12 protein-coding genes are annotated in these 14,231 nt (G+C 49.2%); 4 read left to right on the top strand and 8 right to left on the bottom strand.

Annotated features, from left to right (window positions below; translation table 11 throughout):
- Positions 1–56 precede the first annotated feature (56 nt).
- From B067_RS0104120 to B067_RS0104130, 3 genes are all read right to left on the bottom strand, one after another.
- On the bottom strand, positions 57–1,448 hold the full coding sequence (locus tag B067_RS0104120) for an aldehyde dehydrogenase family protein (protein ID WP_026244399.1): 1,392 nt from the start codon (positions 1,446–1,448) through the stop codon (positions 57–59).
- Between the two features lie 165 nt (positions 1,449–1,613).
- Positions 1,614–3,116 (bottom strand): aldehyde dehydrogenase family protein, encoded by a 1,503-nt coding sequence (locus B067_RS0104125; RefSeq protein WP_019528792.1) that lies wholly within the window; start codon positions 3,114–3,116, stop codon positions 1,614–1,616.
- A gap of 147 nt (positions 3,117–3,263) precedes the next feature.
- A complete protein-coding gene (locus B067_RS0104130; protein WP_019528793.1) occupies positions 3,264–4,688 on the bottom strand; it encodes an aminotransferase in 1,425 nt (474 codons plus the stop codon).
- Positions 4,689–4,979: 291 nt separating this feature from the next.
- On the opposite strand from B067_RS0104130, the gene B067_RS0104135 reads away from it, so the two are divergent.
- The 4 genes from B067_RS0104135 to trmB all read left to right on the top strand — a co-directional run bounded on the left by B067_RS0104135 (position 4,980) and on the right by trmB (position 8,346).
- Positions 4,980–5,831, top strand: a complete 852-nt coding sequence (locus tag B067_RS0104135) for a response regulator transcription factor (RefSeq protein WP_019528794.1) — start codon at positions 4,980–4,982, stop codon at positions 5,829–5,831.
- A 439-nt stretch (positions 5,832–6,270) separates the two neighbouring features.
- Positions 6,271–7,119 (top strand): RNA polymerase sigma factor RpoH, encoded by an 849-nt coding sequence (rpoH, locus tag B067_RS0104140; RefSeq protein WP_026244400.1) that lies wholly within the window; start codon positions 6,271–6,273, stop codon positions 7,117–7,119.
- Positions 7,120–7,229: 110 nt separating this feature from the next.
- Positions 7,230–7,604 carry a DUF423 domain-containing protein gene (locus B067_RS0104145; RefSeq protein ID WP_019528796.1) on the top strand — a complete coding sequence of 125 codons (375 nt, stop codon included), beginning with the start codon at positions 7,230–7,232 and terminating at the stop codon, positions 7,602–7,604.
- A gap of 67 nt (positions 7,605–7,671) precedes the next feature.
- A complete protein-coding gene (gene trmB, locus B067_RS0104150) occupies positions 7,672–8,346 on the top strand; it encodes a tRNA (guanosine(46)-N7)-methyltransferase TrmB (protein WP_019528797.1) in 675 nt (224 codons plus the stop codon).
- A 36-nt stretch (positions 8,347–8,382) separates the two neighbouring features.
- Here the strand turns inward: trmB and B067_RS0104155 are convergent, their stop codons facing one another.
- The 5 genes from B067_RS0104155 to argA form a co-directional block, all read right to left on the bottom strand.
- On the bottom strand, positions 8,383–10,101 hold the full coding sequence (locus tag B067_RS0104155; protein WP_019528798.1) for a hypothetical protein: 1,719 nt from the start codon (positions 10,099–10,101) through the stop codon (positions 8,383–8,385).
- 228 nt (positions 10,102–10,329) lie between these two features.
- Positions 10,330–10,740, bottom strand: coding sequence for a toxin-antitoxin system YwqK family antitoxin (locus B067_RS0104160; RefSeq protein WP_019528799.1), 411 nt, complete (start codon positions 10,738–10,740; stop codon positions 10,330–10,332).
- Positions 10,741–10,832: 92 nt separating this feature from the next.
- Positions 10,833–11,354 (bottom strand): 2-thiouracil desulfurase family protein, encoded by a 522-nt coding sequence (locus B067_RS19635; protein ID WP_019528800.1) that lies wholly within the window; start codon positions 11,352–11,354, stop codon positions 10,833–10,835.
- A 33-nt stretch (positions 11,355–11,387) separates the two neighbouring features.
- Positions 11,388–12,833, bottom strand: coding sequence for a pyruvate kinase (pyk, locus tag B067_RS0104170; RefSeq protein WP_019528801.1), 1,446 nt, complete (start codon positions 12,831–12,833; stop codon positions 11,388–11,390).
- A 28-nt stretch (positions 12,834–12,861) separates the two neighbouring features.
- On the bottom strand, positions 12,862–14,193 hold the full coding sequence (argA, locus tag B067_RS0104175) for an amino-acid N-acetyltransferase (RefSeq protein WP_019528802.1): 1,332 nt from the start codon (positions 14,191–14,193) through the stop codon (positions 12,862–12,864).
- Positions 14,194–14,231 lie beyond the last annotated feature (38 nt).

The raw sequence follows: 14,231 nt of genomic DNA on the forward strand, positions 1-14,231 counted from the left end.
TAGTCGAAACAAAAACGGCCCATAGTGGGCCGTTAACAAGGGTTGAGTTTTTACCATTAACCCCAAATTTCTTCATCGCTGGGTACGTATTTATCGTCTTGAGTGTAGCCTATGCGCTGGGTGTTAATCATGTGCTTGTAGTTAAAGTTTTCAGAAATAGAGTTATTACCCCAAGAGCCGCAACCTAAGGTGCCGGTGGGGATAAAACCGTTTTTCAGTGAACCGCCGACTGACAGTGAGGCTGGCTCGTTAACGGCAACGCGGCTAACGGGTAGCGCTAAACCTATCTTGGCAATGGTCTCTTCGGAGTTGGAGTGTATAGCGCAGGTGTGGCCCTTGCCTTTAATCTCTAAATTGGCGCGGGCTATGGCTATGGCCTCATCCAGTGTGTCGTATTCAAAGGCGGCGAGTACCGGGCACATTTTTTCACTGCGTAATACATCGTCGGCGTCGCCGTTGGATTTCAACATAATCACGCGGGTGTCTTCCGGGACGTCCACGCCTGCGAGCTTGGCAATAGTTTGCACGGTTTGGCCTACCACTTCTTTAGTGTTGTAGCCGTTCTCAAAAATCACCTTGCGAAATTTATCGGCGATGTTTTGATCGTCACTATAAAAGGCGCCATTGGCTTTAAAGGCGGCGATAACGCTGGCAAATTCGCTGCGTGGGGCAATAACCGTTTGGTCGCCAGAGCAGATAATGCCGTTATCAAAGGCGCGGCCGGTAATCACTTTGCTGGCTGCGCTGTTGTGGTCTATGCCGCTATCAAAAATAGTTTGCACATTACCTGCACCTACACCAAAAGAGGGCTTGCCGCTGCTATAAGCTGCGGTCACCATCGCTGGGCCGCCGGTGGCGACTAGCACGTCAACGCTGGACATCAGTTCATTAGTCAACGGCAGCGACGGTTCGGCTATGCATTGGATTAAATTGTCGGGCGCGCCCAGTTTTTTTAACTCGGCATTAATCATATTGGTGGCTTTGAGCGTAGTTTTTTTCGCGCGCGGGTGCGGCGCTACAATTAAGCTGTTGCCTCCTTTTAGGGCAAACATAGCGTTGCACATAATGGTCATAACCGGGCTGGTGGTGGGGATAACTGCACCTACTACGCCTACTGGTTTGGCGATGGTCACCATGCCCTCAGCATTTTTAGGTTCAATAATACCTACCGACTTTTTGCCCTTGAGATAATTCCAGACATTGCGCGACTTGCCCTGGTTTTTGAGGGTCTTATCTTTGATGTTACCCATTTCGGTTTCTTCAAAGGTATCTATGGCTAGCTCTTCGGCATTATCAAACACCACTTTACCCACGGCGCGCACTAGGGCGTCGATTTGCTCTTGTGAGTAGTGCTCTATGCCTTGTAGCGCGGTGCGTGCTTTGGCAAGCATTTCCTGCATAGAGGGCTGAATGGATGGTTGTGTGGACGATTGCGTAGATGCATTCATAAGGGGGCTCCAGTTAGCTGTATTGTTATTACTTTTTAATGCATGGCAGGGAGTATAGCCTTGTTGTGGATCAATATTACAGAGTAAATGTCGATATTTTTGAATAATAACGAAAATAAAAAAGGGGCTGAAAAATCAGCCCCTTTTGAGTCACGCGATTGGCAATTACATTTGGATAAAGACCGTTTTGGTCTCTAGGAAGTAAGCCAATTGCTCTGGCCCCATGTCCTTACCAATACCCGATTGCTTGAAGCCACCAAACGGTAAGCTGTAGTCACCGCCGTCGTGGGTGTTAACGCTAACGCCACCGGCATGCAGCTTCTTAACACAGCGCAGGGCGCGGCTAATGTCCTGAGTGAACACCGAGGCAGCCAAGCCAAACTGGCTGTCGTTGGCTAAGTGCATGGCTTCTTCTTCGGTGTCGAAGGGCTGAACAACCAAGACGGGGCCAAAGATTTCTTCGCGTACTATGCGCATGTCGTTAGTGGTGTCAGCAAAAAGCGTAGGCTGTATATAGTAGCCAGGACGATCGATGGCTGCACCGCCAGTTACCAGGCGTGCGCCTTCTTCTTTGCCTATGTTGATGTAGTTCATCACCGAATTAAATTGGGTTTTGGAGATTTGTGGGCCCTGAGTGGTTTCTGGGTCCAGTGGATCACCTATCACTACGTCTTCTAAGGCTTTGGCTATGGCCTGCACAGTTTCTTCATAAATGTCGCGCTGTACATATAAGCGTGAGCCTGCGCTGCACACTTGGCCCGAATTAAAGAATACGCTATTAATGCAGCTATCTACCACATCGGCGATTTTCGCATCATTAAACGCAACCATAGGCGATTTTCCGCCTAGCTCTAGGGTGACGTGGGTGATGTTTTCAACCGCGGCTTTGCCGACGAGTTTGCCTACAGGGGTAGAGCCGGTGAATGAGACTTTGTTGATGCCGGGGTGAGAGGCAAGGTGGTTGCCAACGGTGCTGCCTTTACCGGTTACGATGTTTACAACACCTTTAGGGATACCGGCTTCGTCACATAGTCGGGCAAAATACAGCATGCTGAGCGGGGTGATTTCGGCAGGCTTTAATACTACGGTACAACCAACCGTTAAGGGCGCGGCTAGTTTCCACATAGACATGTTTAAAGGCCAGTTCCATGGCACGATAGCACCAACCACACCGACAGGCTGTTTTAGGGTGAAGCCGAAGGCATTGGGAGTGGAAACGTCGCGGGTGGCGCCGTCGATTTTAGTCGCCCAACCTGCCATGTAACGCAAAAAATCTATAGAGCCCATGATGTCTACAGGCATGCAGCCGCTAATGGCTTTACCGGCATCTAGGCTTTCTAGTTCGGCTAAGGTTTGCGCGTTAGCTTCCATAAGGTCGGCTAGCTTTAATAGTAGCGCCTGTCTGTCCATGGGGCTGAGGCGTGACCATTCGCTGTCTTCAAAGGCTTGACGCGCGGCGGCAACAGCCGTGTCGACATCGGCTTCATTAGCCATGGTAACGGTAATTAATTCGCTACCGGTAGCGGGGTCTTCAATGCTAGACACTTGGCCGCTAGCCGATTCAACAAATTCACCGTTGATGTACATTTTGTGGTGTTTGCCGAGGAAGCTGCGGGTTTCTTCGGTGACGTTGTACTTGTCTATATTCGCAAGGGTTATTGCATCCATGGGGGGCCTCTCTTTATTAATATAAATGGGGGTTACATCTTGTTAAAAGAATGCGAGCCAGTGTAGGGGAGAATATACGGAAGGGCTAGAGCAAAACACCCCTCATATAAGGGGTGTTTTGCTCATTTGTACTGTAAAAAGTAGGGGTTACCAGTGGCCCTGCTCTTTCATTTTCGCACCGGCGTCGATAATCGCCTTGCGCAAGGTGCTGACGATAAAGTCGGCCTCCTCTTTGGTGAGCACTAATGGCGGTGACATAACGTTTAGGTTAATGATGGGGCGTACGATTAAGCCCATGGCATCAGCCTCGTTAGACACTTGCTTGCCTATATCAAGTTCTTCAGGGAAGTTCTCTTTGGTTGCCTTGTTTTTAACTAGCTCCACACACACCATTAGGTGTGAGCCGCGCACGTCGCCTACCATATCGAGGTCGCGCAGGGTATTGAGCTGTTCCATAAAGTAGGGGCCTACTTCGCGCACATGTTCTAAGATCTTCTCGTCTTCAAGAATCTCTATGTTTTTCAGCGCGGCGGCACAGCTAACCGGGTGGCCGCTGTAAGTGTAACCGTGGGCGTAATAGTAACCTTGGTCGGGTTGTGAGATGCCGGCAAAGATAGCGTCAGAGAAGATCATCGCACCTATGGGTAGGTAGCCTGAGGATAAACCTTTAGCGCAGACAATAATGTCGGGCACGATGCCAAATATAGACTCAGAGGCAAACCATTGGCCTAGGCGACCAAAACCGGTAACCACTTCATCAGAGATATACAGGATGTCGTTGGCTTGGCAGATTTCCCAAATACGCTTTAGGTAGTTGGCGGGCGGTAATACCACGCCGCCGGCTCCCATAATAGGTTCGGCAATAAACGCTGCTACTTTATCAGCACCGCCTATCTCTTCAATTTTAGCTTCAAACTCGGCTACCAGCTGATCGGCAAATTCTTGCTCAGATAAACCTTTACTGTAGCGGTAGTGGTTGGGTGAGCTTAGGTGATGTATGTCATCAGATTTAAAATCGAAAAAGTCGGGGTGGTCACCGGCTTTGCCGCCTAAAGACATGGCCGCATAGGTGGTGCCATGGTAAGCATCTTTGCGAGAGATAAAGTGCTTCTTATCTTTTTTGCCGCGACAGTTGTTGTACATTTGTACGGTGCGGTAGGCCGAGTCTACTGCGGTAGAGCCGCCGCAGGTAAAGAACACATGATTTAAGTGGCCGGGGGCCAAGTCAGCTAATTTTTTAGCTAGTTTTGCCGCGGGTACGTTAGTCATGTCAACGAAGGGGCTGGCATAGGATAGCTCGCGTACTTGATCGGCGATAACGTCGGCCATTTCATCGCGGCCTAAACCGATGTTGTTACACCATAAGCCACCCACGGCATCTAAATATTGATTACCTTCGGCATCCCAAATTAAACAGCCTTTACCTTTGGCAATAGGCAGTGCGCCTTCTTCGGGAAATACATCGAAGATTTGATAGGGGTGTAAGTGGTGGTCCCTATCCATATCAATAATGGCTTGCGTTTCATCAGCACTCAATTGGCCTTTGTGGGCCGCTGTGTTGTTAGAAGACATGGTCTGCTCCGTAAAACAAAAAGGTTGTGTATTTAAGTTGAAATGAGTTTGAAGGAGTTTAAAAGGGTTTTATATACCCTTTAGGGGTGATGCGTTTACCAGTGTTTCGCAGCTATTAACGGGTTTTATTAAAAGTTAACCGCAAGTTGCTGTATGTCGGTTACTGTATATAGGTGTTTTTGCGCAGATGTGCCAGTCAAAAGGCGGGACGTCTTATATTACAGCTTCCCTATAATAGTGTTTAATGAAAGCTATCTATTTATCTATCTAGGTTAGGCGAACGGTTAAGCGATGAGTGATGTAAAAGACTGTAACAATAATGGCCCTTGGGTAGAGCGGGTGGCTGCGGTGATCTCCGAGTTGGGCAGTGATGCTTTCTGGCCCTGCTTGGCCGATTTAATTGCCGGTGTTGTCGCCATAGATGATTGTATGGTGTTGTTATTTATGCGCGGGCAAATCCCGGTGATATTGCATGGTCGCTCTTCGCAAACGGAAATTAGTCTGCTGGAAAAGTCTTATATCAATGGCGCCTATGTGTTGGATCCTTGCTTCCAAGCCGCCAGACGTCAGCAGTGGGGTTACTATAGTTTTGTTGATATCGCCCCGGACGGTTTTTACGACAGCGAGCTGTACAGTATCTACCACGCGCAGTCGATCATGTTGGATGAGGCGGGTTATTTAATAGAGGGAGAAGGCGAAAGCTTTATTAATATTTCGCTGGCCCGATTTGAAAGCTCGCCGGAGTTTAATGCCCAGGAAAAAGCCCTGTTGCAGCAGATAGAGCCTGTAGTGGCGGCGGCGGTAAAGGAGTATTTGCGCCAGCACATCAGTCGCATAGCCGAAGAAAAGCGGCCGTTACACAAAATGATGGCCGAAGTGTTGGAGTTGTTTGGCACTTCGGTGCTTACCAGCCGGGAAACCCATGTTATCCACCTGATACTCAAAGGCTACTCGGCCAAGTCTATCGCCGAGCACTTAGATATCTCTATTAATACCGTTAAGCTGCATCGCAAAAATGCCTATGCCAAGCTGGATATCAGTTCTCAGAGTGAGTTGTTTCACCTGTTTATAGACTCGCTGTCGTGCTTAGATGAGGACTATACGCGGGATTCGTTGGTGATGTATTTACAGGTGCCTGGTTGATTTTGCAGGGTAAAGCACTGGGCATATCGCTATTAGTAGGTAATCAGCTTGTTATTTGGCTACCCCTTAGGGGTTATTGCCAGAAAAACCTATAAGAGTAATATCGCTGCCATAGATTTGAGCCGCGGCACAATCCTGAGTGTAATCATGGACATGCACTAGCTGCTGCGCTGCTCATAATGATTCATCTATGGTCTCTTCACCTTTAGCCCTCGGTCGTACGCGATCGGGGGTTTTTTATTTTTGCCTTTTAAAAAGCCGTGAACCCCTTGATATTAAGGCAAGAAAGCACTATTTTGCGCTTGCGTTGATTAGCATCAACGCCGCTGGTGCAGGGGGTGGTACTCTGTTCCACTGGTTTGTAGTGAGGAACTTTTTTGCCCTTGGCGCTCTAAGCTAGGGGTGATAGTATTGGGCACTGATTTTTTGGAGGTAAACAATGACAACAGCCTTACAGACTGTACATTTAGTACCGGGGAGTAATCTCAATGCGTACATGCAGACTGTTAATAGCTTTCCAGTATTGTCTGCCGAGCGCGAAAAAGAGCTGGGTGAAGAGCTATTTTACCACGAGAGCCTAGAGGCAGCCCGTGAGCTGGTTATGTCCCACCTGCGCTTCGTGGTGCATGTTGCTAAATCCTACCAGGGCTATGGCTTGCCCTTAGCCGATCTCATTCAAGAAGGTAACGTAGGCCTGATGAAGGCTGTTAAGCGTTTTAGCCCCGAAAAAGGTGTTCGTCTGGTGTCCTTTGCGGTGCATTGGATTAAAGCCGAAATGCACGAATACGTACTGCGCAACTGGCGCATAGTCAAAGTGGCCACTACCAAGGCGCAGCGTAAATTATTCTTTAATCTGCGCAGTTCTAAAAAGCGCTTGGCGTGGTTTACGGCTGACGAAGCGCAAGCTGTGGCCGATGATCTAGGCGTCGATATTAAAGAAGTGCAGCGTATGGAAGGTCGCCTCACGGCTACCGACATGGCCTTTGATATGGGCAATGATGATGACGAAGATGGCTTTGTCGCCCCTGCCCATTATCTGGAAGACCGCTCGGCTAATCCGGCCGCACAGCTAGAAGATGCCAACTGGGCAGAAAATGGCCAGCGCCAATTACTGGCCGCGTTAAATATTCTAGACGAGCGCAGTCGTGATATCTTACAGGCGCGTTGGTTAAACGAAAACAAGGCTACGCTGCATGAGCTGGCTGATAAATACGGGATTTCGGCAGAGCGTATACGTCAACTAGAGTCCAATGCTATGAAAAAGCTGAAAGGTTCTATAGAGCTATAGCCCGCTGATGATAGCCACGACCCAAAAACCGCCCTACGCCGGCGGTTTTTTTATGATTGCTATATCTGGGATCGTTCCGCCAAGTTTTATAAGCACAAGAGTAGTTAGGTATGGCTAAGATATTTTTGATTGTCGCCGCGTTAAACGGCCTGCTAGCCGTGGCCATAGGCGCCTTTGGTGCCCATGCGTTAAAGGCCAAGCTGACACCTGACCTGATGGTGGTATACCAAACCGCTGTGCAGTATCACTTCTACCATTTATTGGCGCTATCGGTAGTGGGCCTACTGTTATTGCAGTGGCCAACTTCGCGCTATTTGCAGTGCAGCGGCTGGTTATTTATAGCGGGCATCTGCCTTTTTACGGGTAGCTTATATATACTCGCGCTCACCGGCCTGCGCTGGCTGGGTGCAATTACCCCTCTGGGCGGATTAGCGTTTATCGCGGCCTGGTTAAGCATGGCCCTAGGCCTTTATCATTCCCAGTAATTAAGAAAGAGTTACCGAGCTTATTTTGATAGACAAAAAACACCGACCCGCTGACCCCAATAACCCTATGCACAAGCCGATTAAAAGCTATGTGTTACGCACTGGCCGCATGACCGAAAGCCAGCAAGCAGCCTACGATAAATATTGGCCCAGCAAGGGCTTAACCGTAGCTGATGGCATGTTGGATTGGCCGGTGGTGTTTGGCAATAACGGTCCGGTAGTGTTGGAAATTGGTTTTGGTATGGGTGCCTCGCTGGCGGCGATGGCAGCCGCTGCGCCGCAAAACAATTATATAGGTGTGGAAGTGCACTCACCGGGGGTGGGCCGCATACTGCATTTGATGGAAGAGCAGGGGGTAGAAAATATACGGCTGTTTTGTCACGATGCCGTAGAAGTGTTAGCCCAGTGCGTACCCGATGCCAGCCTAGACCGCGTACAAATTTATTTCCCCGACCCTTGGCATAAAAAGAGGCACAATAAACGCCGCTTAATTAAACCGTCGTTTGTGCAGCAATTACGCCGCAAGCTAAAAGTCGGTGGGGTGATGCACATGGCTACGGATTGGGAGCACTACGCCGAGCAAATGATGGAGGTGATGAGTGCTGCTGAAGGTTTTGCCAATCAGGCGCAGCCTTTTTGTTATTCAGAGCGCCCCGACTACCGGCCGCTAACCAAGTTTGAGCAGCGCGGCCAACGTTTAGGCCATGGTGTGTGGGATTTGTTATTTGAAAAACAGCCCTGAGCTTAAAACAGCCCTGAGCCTAAAACAGGCGTGAGTTTAGTTTGACGCTTTTTTCGCTGATTCGTCATTAGTAATTTCAGAGTCTAATAAATTAATCAGGTTAATAAACTCTTCATCCATGGTGCTGCCCGCAACAAACATCAGCTCCATGCGGGTTTTAAATTCATGCTCTATGTCGGTATACATATCACTTTGAATTTCGGTCATTTTAAGATTGCCTACAAAGTCATTTAAGTTTTCTATAAAGTCGTCAACAATAACTTTGCCTTCTTCTGCCAAATAGCGATTTTGTTCATCCAGTGAGTCTATGGACGATTTTGCCCTGCTGGTTAGTGAGCTGAGAAATTCTTTTCTTTCTTCTGATTGTGCCCGTAGTCTAAAGTTTTTGATATTACCGGCGGCGGCGATTAACAGGCTGGCCAGTTGTGATAAATATTCAGGTGAAGAGCTGTGAAACATATCCTTGAGATAGCAACTTAACGCCCCGTTCTTAAAAATAGTGCCGCTATGATTATCAGTCCATGCTCTGTCTTTATTGTCGGAGGCTGAGCGTATTAGCTCTTTAGTGTCTTTAATAATATTGTCGTCAGCACATAGCCAAATATGTTCGTCTTCGCTTTTGCAATATAAGGTGGCGTCTAGCTTAAGACGTTTGCTAGTGGCTAATAGGCACTCTAATACGGTTTTTTCTGTTGCGGCGTCGGTAATATCTTGTAGGCCTTGCGCCAGCGCGCTAGAAAACTCGCCCCCCGCCATGTTGTCGAAATCAATATTTTCATTATGTAATGGGGGTGCTGCGCTATCGCTCATGTCTTGCTGCAGTTGCGCTTTTGCTAGATCGTCTTCTTCTAGCTCCATCAATTTTTGGCGTAAGTGATCAGTTTCATACTCCAGCGTGGCTGTGCACATTTCCGAATCGCGCAACTGCGTTTTTAATTTTTCTACTAGGTCGTCGGATAGACCTTCACCGGCACCTTGATTTTTTGTTAATTCAGATTCTAAGCGCAAGATCAATTTACGTTTTTCGTTGTTATTCTCTGCTAACTTGCCTATTTCCTTTAAGGAGTGGCTGTACTTTTGTTTGATGTCGGAAATAAGGTGGCTGATAGTGTCGCGGTCATAGCTGCTGGCGTTGCGTTTATTGGCTTCGGGGTCATCGCTGATAGCTAGTTTGTCGAATGCTACGCGGGCTTCTTTTAGGGTGGCTTGCACTTCGATGATGTTGTTGTTTTTATTGAGGGCGTCTATTTCATCGAAAGAACTTTCTTTGCCTAGATATTTTTCTCTAAGTTCTTTGGTGATGCTTTTTTGTAATTCTAACTGCTCGCGGAGTTTTTTTAATTGATAGTCCGAGTTTTTGGAGAGCTTGGGGTCGGTGGTAGGGCTGGCTGAGCTGCCACATTTTAAATAGCTAACCAGTTTATAGTTAATAGCTTTTAAGTCGGATGGCTGTAAGCCTTTTTCTATGAGGAAATCTTGCTCTATGGTTAATAGCTGCTTGCGTAGAGAGAGGCCTTGTATTTGATACTCTTTATTAGACTTGCCAGCTTTTTCTATGAGTTTGCTGGTGCGCTCTAACTCACGTTCTAAAAAGGGGGCAGTATATAGCCCTGAAGATTTACCTGAGAACAGTTGCTTGATTTTGGTGATAAGCTGTAGTTTGTGGGCCACAATAACGCTAATGATCAATGTGGCTACCAGCAATATGCCTAGCAGGTAATAATATAAAAAGCCAGATTCACTAAATTGCAGCATTGCGGGTCCTTCCCTGTACCGTTAATGACATGCTATGAGCGGGTGTGTATGGCCGGTGTGGGTCATCTTTTAAGGTCGCCAGTTATTAGAGTTGTTTGCTCATTAGTGCAGTTGTGGTTTTTATGGTGGCCCAAGGCTAGCGAGGCTAGACCTGAAGTAATAAAAATAGCTGTTATAAAGGTAGCAGAGTATTGGCAAAGTACACGGGCCGTGTAGCAACAATAGTACTTACTGCTCGGCTTTAAACTCTATGGCCACGGGCTCACCGTAGTAGTTAAAGTACTTGAAGCCTTTGTTGCGGCCGCCTTCAATGCTAACGCCTTTCATCATAATATTGCCATTGGGGAACCAGGCTTTTTGTTTGCCGTGCTCCAGGCCGTTTTTAAAGTGTAGCGCCTGCATCATTTGGCCATTGCTATACCACATCCAAAACGGGCCGTGCCGCTCGCCTTGTTCGTTAACGCACTTTATTTGGCTGCCGTTAGGGGGCGCTAGGCCTATTTTTTTGCTGTCGGCTGGGCAATTAAACTCGGCTTGGGCTTTGGTTTGGGATTCGGCTTCAGTTTCAACCTGGCTATGGGCATAACCACACAGCAGAGAAACGGTAATAAGGTGGATAACAAAGTGCAGGGTTTTCAATGCATAACTCTCATTGTTGTTGATGGATAAATGAGCTGGACCGGGTCGGCCGCAGAGCGCTTACTATAACGAAAAATATCCCTCTTCGATAGTTAGGGTGAGGCTCTGTTACGGTGATAGGCATAGACCGCTTGAATAAACTGTGCGTGCTGCTGGGGCAGTTGCAACTGATCTTCATCGGCTACGGGTAATTCGGGGAAGTTGGCCATGAGTTGCTGTGCGTAGAGGCCCACCGCGTTGCGCTGTAGTTGTCGATTTTTGAGTAGCTTAACATTGCGGCTGCCACAACTGGGGGAGCCACGTTTAAAGATATAGCCGGATAGCTGTTGGTGCTGTTGGGCGTGTTGTTGCGCCAGTTGTTGCAAAGCCTCGGTAACATCTAGGCTAGCGGTGGCTGTGCCCACGCAGCGGATGTGGCCATCGCGCTCTACCAAATGTATAGGCTCGCGGGGTACGCCCAAGCCTATGGCCATTTCGGGGCAATAGGCTTGTAGCTGAAAATGGCCGCTGATGTCGGCCAGCAGCTGGGGCTGCTTTTTATCACTGCCGTCATAGCGCACGGCCTCACCCATCAAGCAGCTGATTATGCCTATGATGGGTTTGCTGTGGTCCACAGAGCGTTACCTCTAAAGTGTTAAAAACAGGGCTTACTGTATGGTCGCGCCAACTTTCACTATCTTCATGGAGTTGGTGCCGCCTAGGGCGTTGATAAAATCGCCTTTGGTGATAATTACTAAATCGCCGGCGCTCACCACCTCACGGCGTAGCAGCTCATTCACCACGCTTTGGTTCATTTCCGCCGGCGCTATCGCCGAGGTGTCGAAGGTGACCGGCACCACGCCGCGGTACAGCGCTACGCGGTATTCGGTGCGGGCCTTATTGGTAAAGGCAAATACCGGCAGGCTGGAGCTAATACGCGACATAATCAGCGGTGTTTTACCGGTGTCGGTAAGGCTGATAATAGCTTTAACGCCGGTTAAATGATTGGCGGTATACATGGCGGCTAGCGCTATAGCCTCATCCACGGCGCCAAAGTGTTCATGCAGGCGATGGCTGGAGGTGTGGGTTTGCGGCTGGCGTTCGGCCCCTAAGATGATGCGGCTCATGGCCTCTACTGCTTCTATAGGGAAGGAGCCTGCGGCGGTTTCGGCACTGAGCATTACCGCATCGGTACCATCTAGCACGGCATTGGCGACATCAAATACTTCGGCGCGGGTGGGTAGGGCGCTGTCTATCATAGACTCCATCATCTGAGTGGCGGTAATCACGGGAGTGTTGAGCTCTTGGCCGCGGCTGATGATATGTTTTTGTACGGCGATTAATTCCGCATCGCCTATTTCTACACCCAAGTCACCACGGGCGACCATTACTGCGTCGGAGGCGCGGATAATGCTATCTAGCACGTCGTGGGCTACCGCTTCTGAGCGTTCAATTTTGGCGACCAAGCCGGCGTCACCGCCCGCTTCGTGCAGTAATTTACGAGCCTGCTCTATGTCGTCGGCGGTGCGCACATAGGACACTGCTAGGTAATCCACCTCTATCTGTGCGGCTAATTTAATATCGGCAAAATCTTTTTCGGTGAGCGCGTCGGCGGATAAACCACCGCCTTGGCGGTTAATGCCTTTGTTGTTAGACAGCGTACCAGCCACTAACACCTGAGTTTCTATGCGGCCATTGGCTACTGATAACACCTTTAACACAATGCGGCCGTCATCTAACAGCAGCAGGTCGTCGGCTGACGAATCCTCGGGCAGGCTTTGATAATCTATACCCACTTCGCGCTGGTTGCCGGCGTTGCGCTCCAGCTTGGCATCTAGGGCAAAATGATCGTCTACCGCCAGCTCTATGGGGCCGTCGGCAAAACAGGAAATACGAATTTTGGGGCCTTGCAGGTCACCCAGTATGGCAATACTGCGCTGGTGTTTTTTAGCTAGTGCGCGTACTTGCTTGGCTCTGTCTATGTGATCCTGAGCACTGCCGTGAGAAAAGTTTAGGCGCACAACATTCACGCCCGCCAGAATAATCTGTTCTAACACATTATCTTTGTCTGTGGCGGGGCCTAGGGTGGCAACAATCTTGGTTCTTTTGGTCAAGGGTGGCTCCAGTTGGGGTGGTGATCGCCTAGCCAGTAATGGCTTTGGCAAAGATTTTCGAATTGCGTTGGTAGTTGTACAGCGATTGCCTTTTGGCGGGCAGCAGACTTAGGTTGCCCTCTATAAAGCCCTGCTCTTGAAACCAGTGCGCCGTTACCGTGGTTAATACAAATAATTGCAGCAGGCCTAGTGCTGCGGCTTGTTTCTGTAGCGCGTGTAATACGCGCAGGCCGCGCTCGCCGCCACGGTAATCGGGGTGAGTGGCAACACAGGCGACCTCGCCCAGTTTTTCTTGCGGGTAGGGGTAGAGTGCCGCGCAGGCGATGATCATGCCGTCTTTTTCTAGCACGGTAAAATGATCAATTTCGTTTTCTAATAACTCACGTGAACGTTTTACCAAGGTGCCGTTGGCTTCTAGCGGCTCTATCAATTCCAAGATGCCGCCCACGTCGTCTATGCAGGCGGTGCGCATTTGGTCGTAGGTATCTTGGGCGATGAGAGTACCGGAACCATCGCGGGTAAATAGCTCGGCTAATAAGGCGCCGTCCTCTTGATAGCTAATGCAGTGGCAGCGCTCCACACCTTTTTCGGCGCTATTGATGAGTGCGCGCATGAGCACCTGCTCTTGCAGGTCGCTGCTGTCATCTAGCAATTGCTTAACGGTGCTAATGTCAGTGTTATTAATAAGGCTGCCATCGGGATTGAGCAGGCCGGGCTTGTCGGAAAAGGCAATCAGCTTATCGGCTTGTAGGGCAATAGCGGTCTGCGTGGCCACGTTTTCCAGTGATAAGTTAAATACTTCGCCGGTGGGTGAATAACCTATGGGCGATAGTAAAACGATGGCGTTATCCTGCAAGTGGCTTTGTATAGCTTGGCTGTCTATGCGACGCACTACACCGGTGTGTTGATAATCTATGCCGCCTCTTACCCCTATAGGCTTGGCGATCACCATATTGCCCGAGCACACGCGAATTTGTGAGCCGTGCATGGGCGAGTTGGCCAGCCCCATGGTGAGCAGCGCTTCAATTTGTGAGCGCAGTGAGCCGGTGGCGTCTTTGACTGACTCCAGGGTTTGTGGGCAGGTAATGCGTAAGTCGTGTTCAAACTGACTGTCAATGCCGCGCAGGGCTACGCGCTCTTCAATTTGTGGACGGGCACCGTGCACTAACACCAGCCTAACGCCCAAGCTGTTTAGCAGCGCGATGTCGTGAATAATAGTGGCAAAATTGTCGTGGGCTACCGCTTCGCCGCCAAACATCAGCACAAAGGTTTTGCCGCGGTGGGCATTAATATAAGGCGCGGAGTTACGAAACCATTTTACGTAGTTTTTGCTGTTGAGTGGCGTCTTGCTGTCAGACACGGCGTGTTCCTAATGAGGTTTGTAGGCTTTTATTGTGC

It is taken from the genome of Dasania marina DSM 21967 (assembly GCF_000373485.1).
GTDB lineage: Bacteria > Pseudomonadota > Gammaproteobacteria > Pseudomonadales > Dasaniaceae > Dasania > Dasania marina.

Coding starts and splice junctions, on each gene's coding strand:
- B067_RS0104135 (WP_019528794.1), top strand. CDS start 4,980: ATGAGTGATGTAAAAGACTGTAACAATAATGGCCCTTGGGTAGAGCGG.
- B067_RS0104130 (WP_019528793.1), bottom strand. CDS start 4,688: ATGTCTTCTAACAACACAGCGGCCCACAAAGGCCAATTGAGTGCTGAT.
- rpoH (WP_026244400.1), top strand. CDS start 6,271: ATGACAACAGCCTTACAGACTGTACATTTAGTACCGGGGAGTAATCTC.
- trmB (WP_019528797.1), top strand. CDS start 7,672: ATGCACAAGCCGATTAAAAGCTATGTGTTACGCACTGGCCGCATGACC.
- B067_RS0104120 (WP_026244399.1), bottom strand. CDS start 1,448: ATGAATGCATCTACGCAATCGTCCACACAACCATCCATTCAGCCCTCT.
- B067_RS0104155 (WP_019528798.1), bottom strand. CDS start 10,101: ATGCTGCAATTTAGTGAATCTGGCTTTTTATATTATTACCTGCTAGGC.
- B067_RS0104145 (WP_019528796.1), top strand. CDS start 7,230: ATGGCTAAGATATTTTTGATTGTCGCCGCGTTAAACGGCCTGCTAGCC.
- B067_RS0104125 (WP_019528792.1), bottom strand. CDS start 3,116: ATGGATGCAATAACCCTTGCGAATATAGACAAGTACAACGTCACCGAA.